Source organism: Streptomyces sp. NPDC027185 (genome assembly GCF_055567035.1).
On sequence record NZ_JBVHRF010000009.1, the window covers coordinates 80,743 to 100,626 of the forward strand.

The 19,884-nt window shown below is 73.5% G+C and carries 15 protein-coding genes; 6 read left to right on the plus strand and 9 right to left on the minus strand.

From position 1 onward, the window contains the following. Positions 1-110 precede the first annotated feature (110 nt). Together dxs and ACZ4M8_RS26505 are read left to right on the plus strand one after the other, a co-directional pair. A complete protein-coding gene (gene dxs / locus ACZ4M8_RS26500; protein ID WP_467611446.1) occupies positions 111-2,111 on the plus strand; it encodes a 1-deoxy-D-xylulose-5-phosphate synthase in 2,001 nt (666 codons plus the stop codon). A gap of 182 nt (positions 2,112-2,293) precedes the next feature. Further along, positions 2,294-3,832, plus strand: a complete 1,539-nt coding sequence (locus ACZ4M8_RS26505) for an amino acid permease (protein ID WP_467611448.1) — start codon at positions 2,294-2,296, stop codon at positions 3,830-3,832. A 39-nt stretch (positions 3,833-3,871) separates the two neighbouring features. Here ACZ4M8_RS26505 and ACZ4M8_RS26510 read toward each other — a convergent pair whose 3' ends face one another. The 3 genes from ACZ4M8_RS26510 to ACZ4M8_RS26520 all read right to left on the minus strand — a co-directional run bounded on the left by ACZ4M8_RS26510 (position 3,872) and on the right by ACZ4M8_RS26520 (position 7,739). Continuing rightward, the gene (locus ACZ4M8_RS26510) at positions 3,872-4,282 is read right to left on the minus strand and encodes an NTP pyrophosphohydrolase (RefSeq protein ID WP_467611450.1); all 411 of its coding nucleotides are present in this window, start codon (positions 4,280-4,282) and stop codon (positions 3,872-3,874) included. Between the two features lie 92 nt (positions 4,283-4,374). After that, positions 4,375-6,525: a 3-hydroxyacyl-CoA dehydrogenase NAD-binding domain-containing protein gene (locus tag ACZ4M8_RS26515; RefSeq protein ID WP_467611452.1), complete on the minus strand. Its 2,151-nt coding sequence runs from the start codon at positions 6,523-6,525 to the stop codon at positions 4,375-4,377. Then, the gene (locus tag ACZ4M8_RS26520) at positions 6,522-7,739 is read right to left on the minus strand and encodes a thiolase family protein (protein WP_467611454.1); all 1,218 of its coding nucleotides are present in this window, start codon (positions 7,737-7,739) and stop codon (positions 6,522-6,524) included. The genes ACZ4M8_RS26515 and ACZ4M8_RS26520 overlap by 4 nt, the downstream gene beginning before the upstream one ends. 184 nt (positions 7,740-7,923) lie before the next feature. Between ACZ4M8_RS26520 and ACZ4M8_RS26525 the strand changes: the two genes are divergently transcribed. Continuing rightward, positions 7,924-8,634 (plus strand): PepSY domain-containing protein, encoded by a 711-nt coding sequence (locus ACZ4M8_RS26525; RefSeq protein ID WP_467611456.1) that lies wholly within the window; start codon positions 7,924-7,926, stop codon positions 8,632-8,634. Between the two features lie 81 nt (positions 8,635-8,715). Here ACZ4M8_RS26525 and ACZ4M8_RS26530 read toward each other — a convergent pair whose 3' ends face one another. The 3 genes from ACZ4M8_RS26530 to ACZ4M8_RS26540 form a co-directional block, all read right to left on the minus strand. Next, entirely contained in the window at positions 8,716-9,990 is a 1,275-nt protein-coding gene (locus tag ACZ4M8_RS26530) for an HRDC domain-containing protein (RefSeq protein ID WP_467611458.1), read from the minus strand. 77 nt (positions 9,991-10,067) lie between these two features. Beyond that, positions 10,068-10,730 (minus strand): response regulator transcription factor, encoded by a 663-nt coding sequence (locus ACZ4M8_RS26535; protein WP_030279967.1) that lies wholly within the window; start codon positions 10,728-10,730, stop codon positions 10,068-10,070. A gap of 324 nt (positions 10,731-11,054) precedes the next feature. Further along, a complete protein-coding gene (locus ACZ4M8_RS26540) occupies positions 11,055-11,711 on the minus strand; it encodes a DUF3000 domain-containing protein (RefSeq protein ID WP_467611460.1) in 657 nt (218 codons plus the stop codon). 102 nt (positions 11,712-11,813) lie between these two features. Here ACZ4M8_RS26540 and hemE point away from each other — a divergent pair, with 102 nt between their 5' ends. After that, positions 11,814-12,881: a uroporphyrinogen decarboxylase gene (hemE, locus tag ACZ4M8_RS26545; protein WP_467611462.1), complete on the plus strand. Its 1,068-nt coding sequence runs from the start codon at positions 11,814-11,816 to the stop codon at positions 12,879-12,881. A gap of 25 nt (positions 12,882-12,906) precedes the next feature. Here hemE and ACZ4M8_RS26550 read toward each other — a convergent pair whose 3' ends face one another. Together ACZ4M8_RS26550 and ACZ4M8_RS26555 are read right to left on the minus strand one after the other, a co-directional pair. Then, positions 12,907-14,286, minus strand: coding sequence for an FAD-dependent oxidoreductase (locus ACZ4M8_RS26550; protein ID WP_467611464.1), 1,380 nt, complete (start codon positions 14,284-14,286; stop codon positions 12,907-12,909). Between the two features lie 132 nt (positions 14,287-14,418). Further along, entirely contained in the window at positions 14,419-15,615 is a 1,197-nt protein-coding gene (locus tag ACZ4M8_RS26555; protein ID WP_467611466.1) for a thiolase family protein, read from the minus strand. Positions 15,616-15,802: 187 nt separating this feature from the next. On the opposite strand from ACZ4M8_RS26555, the gene hemG reads away from it, so the two are divergent. Beyond that, positions 15,803-17,260, plus strand: coding sequence for a protoporphyrinogen oxidase (hemG, locus tag ACZ4M8_RS26560; RefSeq protein WP_467611468.1), 1,458 nt, complete (start codon positions 15,803-15,805; stop codon positions 17,258-17,260). Between the two features lie 11 nt (positions 17,261-17,271). Beyond that, a complete protein-coding gene (gene hemQ / locus ACZ4M8_RS26565; protein WP_399084356.1) occupies positions 17,272-18,000 on the plus strand; it encodes a hydrogen peroxide-dependent heme synthase in 729 nt (242 codons plus the stop codon). Between the two features lie 73 nt (positions 18,001-18,073). Here the strand turns inward: hemQ and ACZ4M8_RS26570 are convergent, their stop codons facing one another. Continuing rightward, complete coding sequence (locus ACZ4M8_RS26570) at positions 18,074-19,798, minus strand: alpha/beta hydrolase (protein WP_467611470.1); 1,725 nt, start codon at positions 19,796-19,798, stop codon at positions 18,074-18,076. Positions 19,799-19,884: the final 86 nt, after the last annotated feature.

Below are 19,884 nucleotides of genomic sequence, written 5' to 3' on the forward strand. Positions count from 1 at the left end.
CCGAGTGACATACATCGCCGGGCCCGGAGGTCGCGGCGGGCACCGGAACATTAGACTCGGCTGATCAGCAACCTCGACCAGTTTCGAAGCACGACAAGCAGGGAGGCACAGTGCAGAAGGTGCCGCGCGAAGCGCGCCAGGCCGGGGCGGTGGCCGGAGACGGACGGGAGTTGCTGACCCGTATCGAAGGACCACGCGACCTGGACCGGCTCACCCCGCAACAGCTCGGACAGCTCGCCGGGGAGATCCGTACCTTCCTCGTCGACGCGGTCGCCCGGACCGGCGGTCACCTCGGCCCCAACCTCGGTGTGGTCGAGCTGACCATCGCGCTGCACCGGGTCTTCGACTCCCCGAAGGACCGTGTCCTCTTCGACACCGGTCACCAGTCCTACGTCCACAAGCTGCTCACCGGCCGCCAGGACTTCGGCCGGCTGCGCGCCAAGGGCGGCCTGTCCGGCTACCCCTCGCGCGCCGAGTCCGAGCACGACGTCATCGAGAACAGCCACGCCTCGACGGTCCTGGGCTGGGCCGACGGCCTCGCCAAGGCCAACCAGGTCCGCGGCAAGGACGACCACGTCGTCGCGGTGATCGGTGACGGCGCGCTGACCGGCGGCATGGCCTGGGAGGCGCTCAACAACATCGCCGTCGCCAAGGACCGCCCGCTGGTCATCGTCGTCAACGACAACGAGCGCTCCTACGCGCCGACCATCGGCGGCCTCGCCGACCACCTCGCCACACTGCGCACCACCGACGGCTACGAGAAGTTCCTCGCCCGCGGCAAGGACCTCCTGGAGCGCACCCCCGTCGTCGGCAAGCCGCTCTACGAGACGCTGCACGGCGCCAAGAAGGGCCTGAAGGACTTCATCGCCCCGCAGGGCATGTTCGAGGACCTGGGCCTGAAGTACGTCGGCCCGATCGACGGCCACGACATCGAGGCGCTGGAGTCGGCGCTGACGCGCGCCAAGCGCTTCGGCGGCCCCGTCATCGTCCACTGCCTCACCGAGAAGGGCCGCGGCTACAAGCCCGCCGAGCAGGACGAGGCGGACCGCTTCCACGGCATCGGCGTCATCCACCCGGACACCGGCCTGCCGGTCGCCGCGTCCGGCGCCGACTGGACCTCCGTCTTCGGCGAGGAGATGGTCAAGCTCGGCCACGAGCGCGCGGACATCGTCGCGATCACCGCCGCGATGCTCCAGCCCGTCGGCCTGAAGAAGTTCGCCGCCGCCTTCCCCGACCGGATCTACGACGTCGGCATCGCCGAGCAGCACGGCGCGGTCTCCGCGGCGGGCCTGGCCACCGGCGGTCTGCATCCGGTCTTCGCGCTGTACGCCACCTTCCTCAACCGAGCCTTCGACCAGGTGCTGATGGACGTCGCGCTGCACAGGTGCGGGGTGACCTTCGTCCTCGACCGCTCCGGTGTGACCGGCACCGACGGCGCCTCCCACAACGGCATGTGGGACATGTCGCTGCTCCAGATCGTCCCCGGGCTGCGGATCGCCGCGCCGCGCGACGCCGACCAGGTCCGCGCGCAGCTGCGGGAGGCCGTCGAGGTGGACGACGCGCCGACGGTGGTGCGCTACTCCAAGGGCGCGGTCGGCCCGGCCGTCGAGGCGGTCGGCACGGTCGGCGGGATGGACGTGCTGCGCGCCCCGGTGGCGGTCGCCGGGCGCCCCGATGTGCTGCTGGTCTCGGTCGGCGCGCTCGCCCCGATGTGTCTGGAGGTCGCCGCCCTCCTCGACAAGCAGGGCATCTCCTCCACCGTCGTCGACCCGCGCTGGGTCAAGCCGGTCGACCCGGCGCTGCCCGGCCTCGCCGCCGAGCACCGTGTCGTCGTCACCGTCGAGGACAACATCCGCACCGGCGGCGTCGGCGCGGCCGTCGCGCAGGCGCTGCGGGACGCGGGTGTGGACCTCCCGCTGCGCGACTTCGGTATCCCCGAGCGTTTCCTCGACCACGCCTCCCGCAAGGAGGTCATGGCGGAGATCGGGCTGACCGCACCGGACATCGCCCGGCAGGTCACCGGTCTGGTGGCCAAGCTCGACGGCCGCTTCGAAGGCGCGTCCGCCACCGCCGCGGGCGCGCCCCGCCCGGCGGAGGTCGCGGGCGACTGACGCCCTCGTACGGAACGGGCCGGTCGGACACCTTCAGGGTGCGCCGACCGGCCCATCCGTTCGCCCGCCGCCGCGCTCCATAGGGGTGAATCGCCGGTGCCCGGGGCCCGCCGCCCTGACGAATTGTCTGTATTGCAGAGAATCTGCCAGTTCAGGCGAGGGTCGTCAGGCGGAGGTTCCCCATGAGCACACAGCAGGGCCCAGGCGCGCGGTCACGCCGCGACCGCGGGGTGTTCCGCACCAAGAGCGTCGAGCAGTCCATCCAGGACACCGAGGAGCCGGAGCACGCCCTCAAGAAGTCCCTGTCGGCGCTGGACCTGACCGTCTTCGGTGTCGGCGTCGTCATCGGCACCGGCATCTTCGTCCTCACCGGCAAGATCGCCAAGGAACAGGCGGGCCCGGCCGTCGCCCTCTCCTTCGTCCTCGCCGGCGTCGTCTGCGCCCTCGCGGCGCTGTGTTACGCGGAGTTCGCCGCCACCGTCCCCGTGGCCGGGTCCGCGTACACCTTCTCCTACGCCTCGCTCGGCGAGTTCCCCGCCTGGATCATCGGCTGGGACCTGGTCCTGGAGCTGGCGCTGGGCTGCGCCGTGGTCGCCGTCGGCTGGTCCGGGTACATCCGCTCGCTGCTGGACTCCGCGGGCTGGCACCTGCCCGCCGCGCTCTCCGGCACCCAGGGCGGCATGTTCGGCTTCGACCTCCTGGCCTGTTTGCTGGTCCTGGTGCTGACCGGCGTCCTGGTGCTCGGTATGAAGCTGTCGTCCCGGGTGACGAACGTGATCGTCGCCGTCAAGGTGACGGTGGTGCTGCTCGTCGTCATCGCCGGGGCGTTCTTCATCAGCGGCGAGAACTACCGGCCGTTCCTGCCGCCGAGCCGGCCGCACGAGGGGGAGAGCGGCTGGGCCGCCCCGCTCTCCCAGCTCCTCTTCGGGTTCACCCCGTCCAACTTCGGTGTGATGGGCATCTTCGCCGCCGCCGCCGTCGTCTTCTTCGCCTTCATCGGCTTCGACATCGTCGCCACCGCCGCCGAGGAGACCCGCAACCCGCAGCGCGACGTCCCCCGCGGCATCCTCGGCTCCCTCGCCATCTGCACCTTCCTCTACGTCGCGGTGTCGATCGTGGTCACCGGCATGGAGAAGTACACCGACCTGTCGACCGACGCCCCGCTCGCCGACGCGTTCAAGGCGGTCGGCCACCCCGTCTACGCCGGGATCATCAGCTTCGGCGCGGCGGTCGGCCTCACCTCCGTCTGCATGATCCTGCTGCTGGGCCAGAGCCGGGTGTTCTTCGCGATGAGCCGTGACGGGCTGCTGCCGCGGTTCTTCTCCCGGGTGCATCCCACGTTCGGCACGCCCTACCGCTCCACGCTGCTGCTGGGCACGGTCGTCGCCGTCGTCGCCGGGTTCACCTCGATCAACGAACTCGCCGAACTCGTCAACATCGGCACGCTCTTCGCCTTCGTCGTCGTGGCCCTGGGCGTCGTCCTGCTCCGCCGCTCCCGCCCCGACCTGCCCCGGGGCTTCCGCACCCCGCTGGTCCCGCTGATCCCCGCCTTGTCGGTGCTCGCCTCGCTCTGGCTGATGCTCAACCTGCCCGCCGAGACCTGGCTCCGCTTCGCCGCCTGGATGGTGATCGGCGTCATCGTCTACGCCGCCTACGGCCGTACGCACAGCCGTCTGGAGGGCCGCCGGGCGGCCGAGAAGGGCGCGGCGGGCGGCGGCTGAGGCTCAACCCGCCCGGCATACCGGCGGCGGGGCCGGGCCTCAGCCTCCGGCCCCTCCCGGACGGCCGCCGCCACGGGCCTCGCGGACCGCGCGCGGTCCCGCCACCCGTGCGCCCAGCGCCTCGACGCGGGCCCGCAGCCCGCGGTCGGCGGTCACCACCAGACAGTCCCGCCCGGCGCCCTCGGCCGCCACCAGCTCCACCATCCGGTCGTCGCCGCTGCCGGGCGCGGAGACCACCCGCACCCCGGCCACGGACGCCACCGCGCGGGCCGCGCCCTCGACCACCAGGACCAGCTCCACCGGCGGTTCGGCGTACCCGGGCAGGCCCGCGGCGGCGCACCCGGCCAGGCCGTCGCGCAGCCGCTCCGCGGCACCGTGCCGGTCGCGCCACCAGCCGTCCGGTACCGAGCCGACGACGTTCGCCCCGTCGACGATGACCAAGGAATCCATGGCCCCACCCTGCCACGCGCCGGCACGGCGGCAGCACGGCGGCGCGGGCCGGCTCCGCCGAGCCGACCCGCGCCGCTGCGGTCCCGGGTGCCTTACGCGGGCACGCTCGCCAGGCCCGGGGCCAGGAACTTCTTGCCCGTCACCCGCTCGGAGACGCCCGCGCGGTCCAGGTACGGCGTGATGCCGCCCAGGTGGAAGGGCCAGCCCGCGCCGGTGATCAGGCACAGGTCGATGTCCTGCGCCTCGGCGACGACGCCCTCGTCCAGCATCAGACCGATCTCCTGCGCCACGGCGTCCAGCACGCGGTCGCGGACCTGCTCCTCGGTCAGCGCGGTGTCGCCCTGCTTCAGCAGCGCGGCGACCTCCGGGTCCAGCTCCGGCTTGCCGGAGTCGTAGACGTAGAAGCCGCGCTTGCCCGCCTCGACGACGGCCTTGAGGTTCGGCGAGACGGTGAACCGCTCGGGGAACGCGCCGTGCAGCGTCTCGGAGACGTGCAGGCCGATCGCCGGGCCGACCAGCTCCAGCAGGACCAGCGGCGACATCGGCAGGCCCAGCGGCTCGACGGCCTTCTCGGCGGTCTCGACGGAGGTGCCCTCGTCGATGACGTTCTGGATCTCGCCCATGAAGCGGGTCAGGATGCGGTTGACGACGAACGCCGGGGCGTCCTTCACCAGCACCGCGGTCTTCTTCAGCGACTTGGCGACGGCGAAGGCGGTGGCCAGCGACGCGTCGTCGGTCCGCTCGGCGCGGACGATCTCCAGCAGCGGCAGGATCGCGACCGGGTTGAAGAAGTGGAAGCCCACGACCCGCTCGGGGTTCTTCAGCTTCGACGCCATCTCGGTGACCGACAGCGAGGAGGTGTTGGTCGCCAGGATCGCGTGCGCCGGAACGACGGCCTCGACCTCGGCGAACACCTGCTGCTTGACGCCCATCTCCTCGAAGACGGCCTCGATGACGAAGTCCGCGTCGCCGAAGGCGGCGGCCTTGTCGAGGTGACCGGTCACCAGGCCCCTGAGGCGGTTGGCCTTGTCCTGGTTGACCCGGCCCTTGAGCAGCAGCTTGTCGATCTCGCCGTGGACGTACGCCACGCCCTTGTCGATCCGCGCCTGGTCGATGTCGGTGAGGACGACCGGGACCTCCAGGCGGCGCGCGAAGAGCAGCGCCAGCTGCGAGGCCATCAGACCGGCGCCGACGACACCGACCTTGGTGACCGGACGGGCCAGCTTCTTGTCCGGCGCGCCGGCCGGCCGCTTGGCGCGCTTCTGCACGAGGTTGAACGCGTAGAGCCCGGAGCGCAGTTCGCCGCCCATGATGAGGTCGGCGAGGGCCACGTTTTCGAGATCGAACAGTGTTTCGGTGTCGAAGCCCTGGCGGGCGGAGCCCGCGTTCTTCGCGGCGGCGATGATGTCGAGGGCGCGGTAGGCGGCCGGCGCGGCGCCGTGCACCTTGCCGTCGGCGATCGCCCTGCCGCGGGCGACGGCCTCGTCCCAGGCGGCGCCGCGGTCCAGCTCGGGGCGGGCCACCTCGGTCTCGCCGGTCAGCACCGAAGCGGTCCAGATCAGCGACTGCTCCAGGAAGTCCGCGCCCTCGAACAGCGCGTCGGCGATACCCAGGTCGAAGACCTGCTGACCCTTGAGCTGCTTGTTCTGGTTGAGCGAGTTCTCGATGATCACGCTCACCGCGCGGTCCGCGCCGATCAGGTTGGGCAGCAGCACACAGCCGCCCCAGCCCGGTACGAGACCGAGGAAGACCTCGGGCAGCGAGAACGCCGGAACCGCCTTCGAGACGGTGCGGTACGAGCAGTGCAGCCCGACCTCGACGCCACCGCCCATCGCCGCGCCGTTGTAGTACGCGAACGTCGGCACGGCCAGGCCCGACAGCCGCTTGAAGACGTCGTGGCCGCCCTTGCCGATAGCCAGCGCGTCCTCATGACGCTTCAGCAGCTCGACGCCCTTGAGGTCGGCGCCGACGGCGAAGATGAACGGCTTGCCGGTGATGCCGACGCCGACGATCGCGCCGTCCGCCGCCTCCTTCTCCACCTGGTCGATCGCGGTGTTGAGGTGGGCCAGCGACTGCGGGCCGAAGGTCGTCGGCTTGGTGTGGTCCAGGCCGTTGTCCAGCGTGATGAGCGCGAAGCGGCCCGCGCCCTTGGGCAGGTCGAGGTGGCGCACGTGCGCCTGCGTCACGACCTCGTCGGGGAACAGCTCGGCCGCACCCTTCAACAGCTCAGCGGTAGTAGTCACTTGTTCCCCTCGAAGTGCGGATTCTCCCAGATCACGGTACCGCCCATGCCGAAGCCGACGCACATGGTGGTGATGCCGTAGCGGACGTGCGGCTGCTCCTCGAACTGCCGGGCCAGCTGCGTCATCAGCCGGACACCGGAGGAGGCCAGCGGGTGGCCGAACGCGATGGCGCCGCCGTACTGGTTGACCCGCGGGTCGTCGTCGGCGATGCCGTAGTGGTCGAGCAGCGAGAGCACCTGGACGGCGAACGCCTCGTTGATCTCGAACAGGCCGATGTCGTCGATGGTCAGACCGGCCTTGGCCAGCGCCTTCTCCGTCGCCGGGACCGGGCCGATGCCCATGACCTCCGGCTCGACGCCCGCGAAGGCGAAGTCCACGAGGCGCATCTTGACGGGCAGGCCCAGCTCGCGCGCCACGTCCTCGGCGGCGATCAGCGAGGCGGTCGCGCCGTCGTTGAGACCGGCGGCGTTGCCCGCGGTCACCCGGCCGTGCGGACGGAACGGCGTCTTCAGCCCGGCGAGGTTCTCCAGCGTGGTGCCCGGCCGCATCGGCTCGTCGGCGGTGGCCAGGCCCCAACCGGTCTCTCCCGCCTCGGCGTTGGTGCGGCGCACCGAGACCGGCACCAGGTCGGCCTGGATCTGGCCGTTGGCGTACGCCTTCGCGGCCTTCTCCTGGCTGCGGACGGCGTAGGCGTCGGCGCGCTCCTTGGTCAGGTGCGGCAGGCGGTCGTGGAGGTTCTCCGCCGTCATGCCCATGAACAGCGCCGACTGGTCGACCAGCTTCTCGCTGACGAACCGCGGGTTGGGGTCGACGCCTTCGCCCATGGGGTGGCGCCCCATGTGCTCGACGCCACCGGCCACGGCGATGTCGTACGCACCGAAGGAGACGCCACCGGCGACGCTGGTGACGGCGGTCATCGCACCGGCGCACATACGGTCGATGGAGAAGCCGGGCACCGACTGGGGCAGGCCCGCCAGGATGCCGGCGGTGCGGCCCAGGGTCAGGCCCTGGTCACCGATCTGCGTGGTCGCCGCGAGCGCGACCTCGTCGATCTTCGCGGGGTCCAGGTCCGGGTTGCGGCGCAGCAGCTCCCGGATGCACTTGACGACCAGGTCGTCGGCGCGGGTCTCGTGGTAGATGCCCTTCGGGCCCGCCTTGCCGAACGGGGTGCGGACGCCATCGACGAAGACGACATCCCTAGCGGTACGAGGCACGTTGGCTCTCCTCCAGGTGCGGTATGGCACTGCTGCGGGGCGCCCCGGGGGACGCATCACACCGACATGCTACTTACGGGTAACCACGCTGCACACCCCCCGCGCCCGGAGCGGTGAAGGTCACACCGAGAAGTGTTGCCTTTCCGGAGATGTGATCAATGCGGGGCCCACATAAAGTGCCCTTATGGACACAAAGCGTAAGGATCTGGTGGTCCGTGGCCGACGGCGTTCCCCGGGGCCCCGCGCGCTCGGAACGGTGTGCGCCGTCGCCGCCGCCGGTGCGCTCCTCGCGGGCTGCGGCGGCGGCACGGACAAGAGCGCGAGCGGTGCGCCGGACGGCCCCGGGGTCGGCTCCCCGGCGGAGGTCACCTCCCCGGCGACCCCGACCTCCTCGCCGAGCGGGAACCTCACCGAGGACCAGCGCGAACGCAAGGAACTGTTCGCGAAGAACAAGACCGACTACGAGCACGTCCTGACCGCAGCGGCGGGCGCCGTGCCGCACACCAAGCCCGTCTCCACCGAGCTGAAGGGCGGTGACGGCGGCAAACCCGTGTGGGAGACGCTCATGGCGGCTGACGACGGCACCGCCCACACCGTCCGCGTCGACGGGGTCACCGGGAAGGCGGGCAAGCCCGTCGCCGAGCAGCAGAAGTCCGAGGACCGCAAGGCGCTCGCCAAGCGGCTGCGGGACGCCACGGTCACCGCGCCGATGGCCGCCAAGACCGCGCTGGCGAAGAAGAAGGGCGACGTCGCGGCCCTGGAACTGGACAACACCGACCAGGGCAAGGGCGTCTGGAAGGTGGAAGTCGTCTCGACCACCGACTGGAAGAAGACCACCGTCGACGTCGACGCCAAGGACAACAAGATCCTGAAGGAACACACCGACCAGGACTGAGCCCCGGCCACGGCCGCACGGCCGCCCCGGACGCACGGCCGCCCCGGCGGGCCCGAGAGGCCGCCGGGGCGCGCCGTGCCGTCAGTCCTGGTGCGCGGCGAGCGCCGCGGTGAGCAGCGGGGCGACCAGCTCGATCTGCCAGGGGCGCGCGCCGTGCCCGGCCAGGGCGGCGGACACCGCCTCCCCGGTCGGCTCGGCGGGCGGCTCCCAGCACACCCGGCGCACCGTGTCGGGCGTGATCAGGTTCTCCTGCGGGAGGTTCAGCTCCTCCGCCAGCGCGGTCACCGCGGTACGCGCCGCCGAGAGCCGCGCCGCGGCCACCGGGTCCTTGTCGGCCCAGGCGCGGGGCGGGGGCGGGCCGTTGAGCGGCGCGCCGGGCTGCGGCAGCTCACTGTCCGGCAGCGCCCGCGCCCGGTCCACGGCCGCCTGCCACTGCTCCAGCTGACGGCGGCCCATACGGTGCCCGAAGCCGGGCAGCGCGGCCAGCGCGTGGGCGTTGGGCGGGAGGTTCAGCGCCGCCTCCACGATCGCCGCGTCACCGAGGACCTTGCCCGGGGAGACGTCCCGCTTCTGCGCGACACGGTCGCGGGCCGTCCACAGCTCGCGGACGACGGCCATCTGCCGGCGCCGGCGCACCTTGTGCATCCCGGAGGTGCGGCGCCAGGGGTCCTTGCGCGGCGGGGCCGGGGGCGCGGCGGCGATGGCGGCGAACTCCTGCCGGGCCCACTCCAGCTTCCCCTGCCCGTCCAGCTCCGCCTCCAGCGCGTCGCGCAGATCCACCAGCAGTTCGACGTCGAGCGCGGCGTAGCGCAGCCAGGGATCGGGCAGCGGGCGGGTCGACCAGTCGACGGCGGAGTGGCCCTTCTCCAGCGCGTAGCCGAGGACGTTCTCGACCATCGCGCCCAGCCCCACCCGCGCGAAGCCGGCGAGGCGGCCCGCCAGCTCCGTGTCGAACAGCCGGGTCGGCACCATCCCTATGTCGCGCAGGCACGGCAGGTCCTGGGTGGCGGCGTGCAGCACCCACTCGGTGCCGGCGACGGCGGCGCCGAGCGAGCTGAGGTCCGGACAGCCGACCGGGTCGATCAGTACGCTGCCGGCGCCCTGCCGACGCAGCTGGACGAGGTAGGCGCGCTGGCCGTAGCGGTAGCCGGAGGCGCGCTCGGCGTCGACGGCAAGGGGGCCGGTGCCCGCCGCGAGGGCGGCGACGACCTCGGCGAGGGCGTCGTCGGTCGCGGTCACCGGGGGGATGCCCTCGCGGGGCTCCAACAAGGGTTCCGGCGCCGGTCGGTCATCCGGAGGCGAGTCTCCGGCTGCTCGCAGTGTCGTGTCTGCTGCGGTCTTTTGGGCGTCGGTCACCGGTCAAGGGTATCTGTGTATGCGCATCGCCCGTCGAGGGGAACGTTCCCTCGGCGGGCGATGTGTCGGGGCGCGGGTCAGTGGATGATGCCGGTGCGCAGCGCCACGGCCACCATTCCGGCCCGGTCGCCGGTGCCGAGCTTGCGGGCGATACGGGCGAGGTGGCTCTTGACGGTCAGGGCGGACAGCCCCATCGACACGCCGATCGCCTTGTTGGACTGGCCCTCCGCCACCAGCCGCAGCACCTCGACCTCGCGGCCCGACAGTTCGCGGTAGCCGCCCGGGTGGCCCGGGGCGCCCGGCGGGCGGCGCTGCATACGGGCGGCGTGGGCGCCGATGGGTGCGGCTCCCGGACGGCCCGGCAGGCCGAGGTTGGTACGGGTGCCGGTGACGACGTAGCCCTTGACCCCGCCGGCGAGGGCGTTGCGTACCGCGCCGATGTCGTCGGCGGCGGAGAGCGCCAGGCCGTTGGGCCAGCCCGCGGCGCGGGTCTCGGACAGCAGGGTCAGGCCGGAGCCGTCGGGCAGGTGGACGTCGGCAACGCAGATGTCGCGTGGGTTGCCGACGCGGGGGCGGGCCTCCGCGATCGACGACGCCTCGATCACGTCCCGTACTCCGAGGGCCCACAGATGGCGGGTGACGGTGGAGCGGACGCGAGGGTCGGCCACGACGACCATGGCCGTCGGCTTGTTCGGGCGGTAGGCGACCAGGCTCGAAGGTTGCTCGAGGAGAACAGACACCGGGCCTCCTGGGGGAGTGGCGGGACGGTTGCGACCGGGCTGCAAGGGGCGAGCCGGGACGTTCCGTATCTGAAGGGTCACTGACCTCTTCGGCAGCAATCCGAGGGGACTTTAGACATTGATCACGATTTAGTTGGTGCTAATTCGGGCAAATCGGATGCGTGAGCGATCATACGTGAACACCGGGGTGATCAACGGCGCACGTGTTCCCGCAGCCGGGAGCGCCGGGATGGTGTACGCACGCGGACGTGCCGAGGGCGCCGCACCCGTACGGTGCGGCGCCCTCGGCTCCGGGGACGGTGGTGCCGGTCCGGCACCGGAGGCTCAGCGCGGCTGGGCCCCCCGGCGCTGCGGCAGCGGCACCACACCGCCGCGCGGACCGGACTCCTGCGGCGCCGGGGGCAGCCCGGCGACCTGGCACAGCAGATCGCACCAGGCCGCGAGGTGCGCGCCCGCGTCGGGCACCCCGCCGGGGCCCTCGGCCGGGGTCCACGACGCGCGGATCTCGATCTGGGTGGCGGGCTCCCGCGCCGCCAGACCGCCGAAGTGGTGCGACTCGGCCCGCGTCACCGTCCCGCTCGCCTCGCCGTAGCGCACCCCGCGGGCGTCCAGCGCGCCGGTCAGCCACGACCAGGAGACCTCGGGCAGCAGCGGATCGGTGCCCATCTCCGGCTCCAGCTCCGCCCGCGCCAGCGTCACGATGCGGAACGTGCCCTGCCACGCCTCGTGCCCGGCGGGGTGGTGCAGCAGCACCAGCCGCCCGTCCGCCAGATCCGCGTCCTCGCCGTCCGGGCCCGCGCCCCGCTCGACCACCGTGGCCTCCAGCGCGCCGGCGTACGGCGCGAGCCGTTTCGGCGCGGGGACCACGTCGAGGACGATCTCGGGACGCAGCCGGGCCGCGCGGAGCGACTCGACCGCGCGACGGAAGGGGATCGGGGTCTCGTCCGCGCTGTCCGAGAGGTGTTCGTACGCCGCAGCCATGCCCGGAAGAGTAGGCGGAACTCGCGCCGCGGAGGGGGAGGACACCCGGTGCGCGCGTCGCCCGTTCGGAGGTGTCCGGCGGCGCATGCGAAGATTCCCACCGTGAGCGCCAACGACCGCCCGACGGGCCAGCAGCAGACCGGAACGTACGACTCGGCCTTCCTCAGGGCCTGCCGGCGCGAGCCGGTGCCGCACACCCCGGTGTGGTTCATGCGGCAGGCGGGGCGGTCGCTGCCCGAGTACCACAAGGTCCGCAAGGGCATCGCGATGCTCGACTCCTGCATGCGGCCCGAACTGGTCACGGAGATCACCCTCCAGCCGGTGCGCCGCCACGGCGTCGACGCCGCCATCTACTTCAGCGACATCGTCGTGCCGCTCAAGGCCATCGGCATCGACCTCGACATCAAGCCGGGCGTCGGCCCCGTCGTCGAGAACCCGATCCGCACCCGGGCCGACCTGGACCGGCTCCGTCCGCTGGAGCCCGGCGACGTCGCGTACGTCACCGAGGCGGTGCGGATGCTCGTCGAGGAGCTGGGGTCCACGCCGCTCATCGGCTTCGCCGGTGCGCCGTTCACGCTCGCCAGCTACCTCGTCGAGGGCGGGCCGTCCCGCAACCACGAGCACACCAAGGCGCTGATGTACGGCGACCCGCAGCTCTGGGCCGATCTGCTGGACCGCCTCGCCGTGATCACCTCCACCTTCCTCGACGTGCAGATCGAGGCCGGGGCGAGCGCCGTGCAGCTCTTCGACTCCTGGGTCGGCGCGCTGTCGCCCGCCGACTACCGGCGCTCGGTGATGCCCGCCTCCGCGAAGGTCTTCGAGGCGGTCGCGCACCACGGCGTGCCGCGGATCCACTTCGGCGTCGGCACTGGTGAGCTGCTGCGCCTGGTCGGCGAGGCGGGCGCGGACGTCGTCGGCGTCGACTGGCGGGTGCCGCTGGACGAGGCGGCCCGGCGGGTCGGCCCCGGCAAGGCGCTCCAGGGCAACCTCGACCCGGCCGTGCTCTTCGCCCCGCGCGAGGCGGTGGAAACCAAGGCGCGCGAGGTGCTGGACGCGGCCGCCGGGCTGGACGGCCACATCTTCAACCTCGGCCACGGCGTGCTGCCCGCCACCGACCCGGACGCGCTGACCCGCCTCGTCGAGTACGTCCACACGCAGACCGCGCGCTGAGCCGCCGCGGCCGGCCGCCGGGGCGTCACACCCCGGCGGCCCGGACCGCCGCCGTCGCCTTGCGGGCGGCGACCAGCACCGGATCCCAGACCGGGGAGAACGGCGGCGCGTAGCCCAGATCGAGCATGGTCATCTGCTCCACCGTCATCCCGGCGGTCAGCGCGACCGCCGCGATGTCCACCCGCTTCCCGGCGCCCTCCCGGCCGACGATCTGCACGCCCAGCAGCCGCCCCGTACGCCGCTCGGCGAGCATCTTGACGTGCATCGGCCGGGCCCCGGGGTAGTACCCGGCGTGGTTGGTCGACTCGATGGTCGCCGTCACGAACTCCAGCCCCACCGCGCGGGCCTGGCGCTCCAGGAGGCCGGTGCGGGCGATCTCCAGATCGCAGACCTTGCTGACGGCGGTGCCCACCACCCCGGGGAAGGTGGCGTACCCGCCCGCGACGTTGGCGCCGATGACCTGGCCGTGTTTGTTGGCGTGGGTGCCGAGCGGGAGATGGCGGGTGTGGCCCGCCACCAGGTCGAGGACCTCGACGCAGTCGCCGCCCGCCCAGATGTTCTCCTGGCCGCGCACCCGCATCGACAGGTCCGTCAGCAGCCCGCCGGAATCCCCGAGCGGCAGCCCCGCCGCCTCGGCCAGCGCCGTCTCCGGACGGACGCCCGTCCCCAGCACGACCACGTCCGCCGGATACTCCGCGTCCTTCGTGGCCACCGCGCGGGCACGGCCCTCGGCGTCGGTCAGGACGGCGGTGACGGCCGCACCGCGCACCGTCTCGATGCCGAGGCCGCACATCGCCTCGTACACCCGCGCGCCCATGTCCGGATCGAGTGTGGACATCGGCTGCTCGCCCCTGTCGAGCACCGTCACCGCGTAGTCCCGGCGGACCAGCGCCTCGGCCATCTCCACGCCGATGTACCCGGCGCCGATCACCACGGCGCGGCGGCCCGGGGACGCGCCGAGGGCGTCGATCAGCGCGCGGCCGTCGTCGAGGGTCTGCACGCCGTGCACCCCGCGTGCCTCGATACCGGGCAGCGGCGGGCGCAGCGGCCGGGCGCCGGTGGCCAGCACCAGCTTGTCGAACTCCGTCCAGCTCTCGCGCCCGCCGTCGTCCAGCGCCCGGGAGCGCACCCGGCCCCGCGCCAGGTCCAGTTCGGTCACCTCGGTGCGCATCCGCAGGTCGATGGCGCGCGCCCGGTGCTCCTCGGGCGTCCGGGCGATCAGCCCCGCCGGCCCGTCGACCGCGCCGCCGATCCAGTACGGGATGCCGCACGCCGAGTACGACGTGAAGTGGCCGCGCTCGAACGCGGTGATCGCCAGCTCACCGGGGTCCTTCAGCCGCCGGGCCTGCGAGGCGGCGGCCATGCCCGCCGCGTCGCCGCCGATGACCACGAGCCGTTCCGCCATCCCGAGCCCCTCACGCCGTCCGCCCTGCCCGCCGCGGCACACCCGCACGAGCCCACACCCCAGCAGGCTACGGCGCGGTACTGACAACGGCGGGCAGCGCGGGGCGGTGGGACCGCCGCGACCGCCCGCCCCTCACCGTTCCAGGACGAGCGCCAGCCCCTGCCCCACGCCGATGCAGAGCGCCGCCAGGCCCGTGCCGGAGCCGTGGGCGGCGAGTTGGTGAGCGACGGCGCCGGCCAGCCGGGCGCCCGAGGCACCCAGGGGATGGCCGATCGCGAGGGCGCCGCCGCGCGGGTTGACGACGGTGGGGTCCAGCTCCGGCCAGCGGCCGATGCAGCCCAGGGCCTGCGCGGCGAACGCCTCGTTCAGTTCGAGGACGGTCAGGTCGCCGAAGCCGCGCCCGGCGCGCTCCAGGGCCCGGCGTACCGCGGCGACCGGGCCCAGCCCGTAGAACTGCGGCTCGACGCCCGTCACCGCGCTCGCGCCGATCCGGGCCAGGGGTTCGCGTCCGGTGGCCCGCAGCCCCTCCTCGTCGGCGAGGAGCAGCGCCGCCGCGCCGTCACCGATCGGCGAGGAGTTCCCGGCGGTGACCGTCCCGCCGGTGCGGCGGAACACCGGCTTCAGCCGGGACAGCGCCTCCAGGGAGGACGCCTCCCGGATCGTCTCGTCGCGCTTCAGCTCCACCCCGGGCAGCGGCGCCACCTCCGCGGCGTAGTGCCCCTCGCGCCAGGCGCGGCTCGCCTTCTGATGGCTGGCCAGTGCGAACACGTCCTGCTGCTCCCGGGTGATGCCATGCAGCTCGGCGATCTTCTCGGCGCCCTCGCCCAGCGAGAGCGTCCACTCCGGCCGCATCCGCGGGTTGACCATCCGCCAGCCCAGCGTCGTGGAGTACAGCTCCTGATGGCCCGTCGGGAAGCCGCGGTCCGGTTTGGCCAGGACGTACGGCGCCCGGCTCATCGACTCCACCCCGCCCGCGACGGCCAGGTGCGCGTCACCGTGCGCGATGGCCCGCGCCGCCTGGATGACGGCCTCCAGACCGGACCCGCACAGCCGGTTGACCGTCACCCCGGGCACCGTGTCGGGCAGCCCGGCCAGCAGCACCGCCATCCGGGCGACGTTGCGGTTGTCCTCCCCGGCGCCGTTCGCGTCGCCCAGGACGACGTCGTCGATGAGCGCCGGATCCAGTTCGGGGCTGCGCGCCACCAGCGCCCCCAGGACGTGCGCGGCGAGATCGTCGGGGCGGACGCCCGCGAGCGCGCCGCCGTATTTGCCGACCGGGGTCCGTACGGCGTCGACGACGTAGACGTCCCGTGCGCGGTGCTCGGTCATCAGGACTTCCTCGCTGTGTGGGGTGGCCGGGGGAGCCGGGGCCGGGCCGTCCGGGCGCGCGAGCTGGGCGGTGCGGCTGCGGCGCGGGCGGGCGCCGGCCGCCGCCCGCCCGAGTCTTTGCCGGGCCCCGGGCCCTGTCAACGTGGTCCTCGGCCAACGTCCCGGAGCGCTCTGAGAGAGTGGGGGCATGAGCGCAGCGCACACCAGTACGGGCCGGACCGCCGGCCGCCATGTGGTCGTCATCGGTGGCGGGATCGCCGGCCTCGCCGCGGCGCACCGCCTCCTCGAAGGCGGCGCCCGGGTGACCGTCCTGGAGGCGTCCGGGCGGCTCGGCGGCAAGCTGCGGGCCGGGGAGATCGCCGGCGTACCGGTCGACCTGGGCGCCGAGTCGATGCTGGCGCGGCGGCCCGAGGGCGTGGACCTCGCCCGCGCCGTCGGCCTCGGCGACCGCCTCCGGCCACCCGCCACCGCCTCCGCCACCCTCTGGACGCGCGGGGCGCTGCGCCCCATGCCCAAGGGCCACGTCATGGGCGTCCCCGGGGACCTCGCCCCGCTCGCCGCCTCCGGTGTGCTCTCGCCCGAGGGCCTCGACCGCATCGCCGCCGACACGACCCTGGAGCGCACCGCCGTCGGCGAGGACGTCGCGGTCGGCGCGTACGTCGCCGAACGGCTCGGCCGCGAGGTCGTCGACCGGCTCGTGGAGCCGCTGCTCGGCGGCGTCTACGCGGGCGACGCCTACCGCATCTCGATGCGCGCCGCCGTCCCGCAGCTCTTCGAGGCGGTCCGCTCGACGCGGTCGCTGACCGCCGGGGTCCGCGCCCTCCAGGAGCGCGCCGCCGAGGCGGCCCGGGAGCTGCCCGCCGACCGGCCGGTGTTCATGGGCATCGACGGCGGTATCGGCACCCTGCCCGGTGCCGTCGCCGGTGCGGTGCGCGCCGCCGGCGGCGAGATCGTGCTGCATGCCCCGGTCCGCGCGCTGCGCCGGCGCGGCGCCGGCGGCTGGCACGTCGTGACCGGTGAGCGCACGCTCGCGGCGGACGCGGTGGTCCTGGCGGCGCCCGCCGGGCCCGCGGCGCGGCTGCTGCGGGACGACTGCCCGGCGGCCGCCACCGAGCTGGACACCGTCGAATCCGCCTCGATGGCGCTGATCACGATGGCCTTCCGCCGCGCCGACCTGGCGGGCATGCCGGAGGGCAGCGGCTTCCTCGTCCCGCCGGTCGACGGGCGCCGCATCAAGGCGGCGACGTTCGCCAGCCGCAAGTGGGGGTGGATCGCCGACGCCGACCCGGAGCTGTTCGTCCTGCGCACCTCCGTCGGCCGCTACGGCGACGACGCGCTGCTGAGCCGTGACGACGCCGAGCTGGTGGAGCTCTCCCTCGCCGACCTCGGCGCGGCCACCGGCCTCGCCGCCCGCCCGGTGGCGTCCGCCGTCACCCGCTGGGAGGGCGGTCTGCCGCAGTACTTCGTCGGCCATCCGGACCGCGTCGCCCGGATCCGCGCGGTGCTCCCCGGGGCGCTGCGGGTCTGCGGCGCGGCCTACGACGGCGTCGGCATCCCGGCGTGCGTCGCCTCGGCGCGGCGGGCCGCCGACGAGATCCTCGCGGGCCTGGAGACCCGGGCGCCGGACTTCTCCGCAGCCGAGTGAGAATGGTCGGTATGACAGACGCTTCCACCCCCGCCGCCGACCGGGCACAGAACGCCGGCAAGAAGGCGAAGGACCTCAACGACACCATCCGCTACACCCTGTGGTCGGTCTTCCGGCTGCGGGACGTCCTCCCCGAGGACCGCGGCGGGTACGCCGACGAGGTCGAGGAGCTGTTCGAGCAGCTCGCCGCCAAGGACGTCGTGGTCCGTGGTACGTACGACGTCTCCGGGCTGCGCGCCGACGCCGACGTGATGATCTGGTGGCACTCGGAGAGTTCGGACGCCCTCCAGGAGGCGTTCAACCTCTTCCGCCGCACCCGCCTGGGCCGCGCCCTCACCCCGGTGTGGTCCAACATGGCGCTGCACCGCCCCGCCGAGTTCAACAAGTCGCACATCCCGGCGTTCCTCGCCGACGAGCGCCCCCGCGACTACGTCAGCGTCTACCCGTTCGTCCGCTCCTACGAGTGGTACCTGCTCCCCGACGACGAGCGCCGCAAGATGCTCGCCGACCACGGCAAGATGGCCCGCGGCTTCCCGGACGTCCGTGCCAACACCGTGCCGTCGTTCTCGCTCGGCGACTACGAGTGGATCCTGGCGTTCGAGGCGGACGACCTGTACCGCATCGTCGACCTCATGCGGCACCTGCGCGCCTCCGAGGCGCGGCTGCACGTCCGCGAGGAGGTGCCGTTCTACACCGGTCGCCGCAAGCCGGTCGCGGAACTGGTCGCCGGTCTGGCCTGATCCGGCCGCCCCGCGCACCACGACGGCGGGCCGCCCCACCCGGGGCGGCCCGCCGTCGTCGTGTCCGGTGCGCCTACGGGCGGGCCGCCGTGCCTTGGGGCGCGGCAGCGCGCTTGCGGGTCCGCGCCCGGTCGCCCGGCTTCGGCTCGGCGCGCGGCGCGCAGTACACCCGGTGCCCGGGGACGGTGCCGTGCAGCAGATACGCCTCCACATGCGCGTTCACGCAGGCGTTGGGGCCGTACGCGATGCCGTGGGTGCCGGCGCCCCGCTCGGTGACCAGGGACGAGCCGGCCAGCCGCCCCTGGAGGGCGAGGGCGCCCGGGTAGGGCGTGGCACCGTCGCGTTCGGCGGCCAGCAGCAGGACCGGCGGCAGCGCGCCCGGTGCCGTACGCACGTCGACCGGGCCGTGCCCTCCGGGCAGCGCCTGCGCCGCGCGGACGGCCGCGGCGTACCGGGCGGCCTCGCCGATCCCGCCGTCCGCCCCGGGGGCGCCCGTCGCGGCGCGGGCCGCGGTGCGTTCGGTCGCGGCGGTCAGTCCGGCACGCGCCGACCGCGCGGCGTCCGGCCAGAACGCGCACGGCAGGTTCATCCAGGCGTTGTCCCAGGTCTGGAACGGTGCCACCCGCGCGCCCTCGGTGTTGTCGCGGTCCCAGACGCGCAGATCGCGCGGCCAGACCGCGTCGTTGCACTCGACGGCGGTGTAGACCGCGTTGCTGTTCTCCTCGGCGACCGCGTCCTCGGGGTCGGGCGCCGCCTGGTCGCGCAGCGGCCCGTCGTCGCCGCGCAGATACGCCGACAGGGCCTGGGCCCGGCGCGGCCAGTAGGCGTCGTTGTAGCCGGTGCTCAGGAACGCCGACTGGAGCTGGGCTGGGCCCACCGTGCCGCCCGCCGGGTGGCTCCGCAGCCGGTCGCGCGCCGTGTCGTACGCGCGTTGCACCGCCTGTTCCGTGGTGCCCAGGTGGTAGGCGGTGTGGTGGCGGGCGACCCAGCGCAGCCAGTCGCGCCAGCGGCCCTGGAACGCGACGTTCTGGGCGAGGTTGTCGCGGTACCAGATCTGCCGCGGGTCGGGGTCGACGACGCTGTCGAAGACCATCCGGCGGACGTGCCCGGGGTAGAACGTGGCGTACAGGGCGCCGAAGTAGGTCCCGTAGGACGCGCCCATGAACGTCAGCTTCCGCTCGCCGAGCGCGGCCCGCAGCATGTCGAGGTCGCGGGCGTTGTTGACGGAGTTGTAGAAGGGCAGGTCGGCGCCGGCCCGCCGGGCGCAGCCGCGCGCGTACGCCGCCGCCTGCGCGGTCTTCTCCCGCTTGAAGGCTTCGGTGGGGTACGTCTGGCTGTCCGTCGGGGCCTTCGCGAACGCCTTCGGGTCCTGGCAGGACAGCGGCGCCGACCGGCCGACGCCGCGCGGCGCGTAGCCGACGAAGTCGTAGGCGCGGGCGGTCCGGCGCCACTCGGGCAGCTTCCCGTAGAGCGGGAAGGACATCGCGGAGCCGCCGGGCCCGCCCGGATTGAAGACCAGGGCGCCCTGCCGCTCCTCGGGTGCGGTGGCGCGGATCCGGCTGACCGTCAGCTTGATCTGCTTGCCCCGGGGACGGGTGTAGTCGAGGGGGACGGTGAGGGCCGCGCACTGGACGTCGGACGGCAGGTGCTCGACCGGGGCGCAGCGCCCGAAGGTCAGGGGGCGTGCGAGGGGCGCGGGTGGTGCGGGGGACGCGCCGGTGGCGCCGTCCGCCGGAGCGGTGGCGAGGGCGCCCAGCAGGAGCGACCCGATGGTTCCGTACAACGCGAGTGCCCTCACGGACCGTCCCTTCGTCGTGCCCGGCACGCGGGCGGCCGCGCGCGTACCGCATACGTGCATACAAAAGGGATGGTTGGGGCGGTGGC